General features: G+C 40.6%; 1 protein-coding gene. It reads left to right on the forward strand.

Annotated elements, in window-relative coordinates; all coding sequences use genetic code 11:
- Window positions 1-114 precede the first annotated feature (114 nt).
- Entirely contained in the window at window positions 115-1089 is a 975-nt protein-coding gene (locus CV944_RS17025) for a F510_1955 family glycosylhydrolase (protein ID WP_100664573.1), read from the forward strand.
- Window positions 1090-1237 lie beyond the last annotated feature (148 nt).

Consider the following 1237-nt stretch of genomic DNA (forward strand, 5'->3'; position numbering starts at 1 on the left):
AGCATGCTAGTACATTGTTAATTGAAAGGAGGAAGGGCGATTCCTCCCCGACTTTCGCTCTCGCTTAGAAGTCGGGGTCTCCTCGCCAAAGAAGATGAAGGGGAATGAACATCTATGACAAAAATGAAGAAAGTCATCATCATCACATCCGCTCTTCTTCTAAGCGCCTGTTCATCATCCAACGAAAAAGAACAGGCTTTTATTACGAGCAAAGAACAGTCAAAATCGAATGTATCTGTTACCAATAATCCTTTCTTTAAAGAAAAAAAGGAAGGGAAGATCGAACATTTGCATGGGGTTGGTTATGCTGGCAATCAAAATGCGGTTTACTTTGCTACTCATGAAGGGTTGCTCGTTTACCAAGACAATAAGTGGTATGAAACGGTTTCCAATAAACATGATTATATGGGCTTTTCAGCTACGGACGACGGCTTTTATTCATCGGGACATCCTGAAGAAGGTTCATCGTTAGGAAATCCACTTGGTCTTGTGAAAAGTTTTGATAATGGACAAACATTAATGAATTTAGGATTTTATAAACAGTCCGATTTCCATTATATGACGGTTGGTTATAAAAGCCATACCATCTATGTGGTGAATCAAGAAGAAAATGAAACGCTCGGACGAGGGGTATTTTACAGCAAAGATGACGGCAAAACGTGGTCGCCAAGTCAATTGAATGGCCTGCCGCAAACGGCAGCGAGAACGATTGTGGCTCACCCAACGGATGAAAATATGGTCGGGATTAGTACAGCCGAGGGAGTTTTCATTTCGAGAGATAACGGGAATACGTTTGAACGGTTTACGAGAAAAATTGATACGACGACATTTATGTTTCAAGAAAAGTCGGTTGTATTTGCAGCTGTAGAGAATGATCAGTCTATACTCATCAAACAATCATTAGACACAAAACACGAAGAAGTTCTTGCTGTTCCGCCATTGGATGAAAAAGATCATATCATGTATATAACTTCTAATCCAGCAAACGACAAAGAAATTGTGATCGTTACAATGAACGGGGATATTTTTATGACAAAAAATAACGGTGGAAGTTGGACAAAACTATATATATGCTCATTGAAAAGTTAACCTTCGCATAAGCGGTGCCCACTCCGGTTATACTGCTCCTAAGGAAAAGCATGGAAAAGGAGCGGAATTCTGCATGAAACGTCTCAAAATCACCAACGATCACGGATGGACACCTCGGACACTTCGCAAACAGGAACGGAAAATCAAA

The sequence above is a fragment of the Geobacillus sp. WSUCF-018B genome (assembly GCF_002809985.1).
GTDB lineage: Bacteria > Bacillota > Bacilli > Bacillales > Anoxybacillaceae > Geobacillus > Geobacillus thermophilus.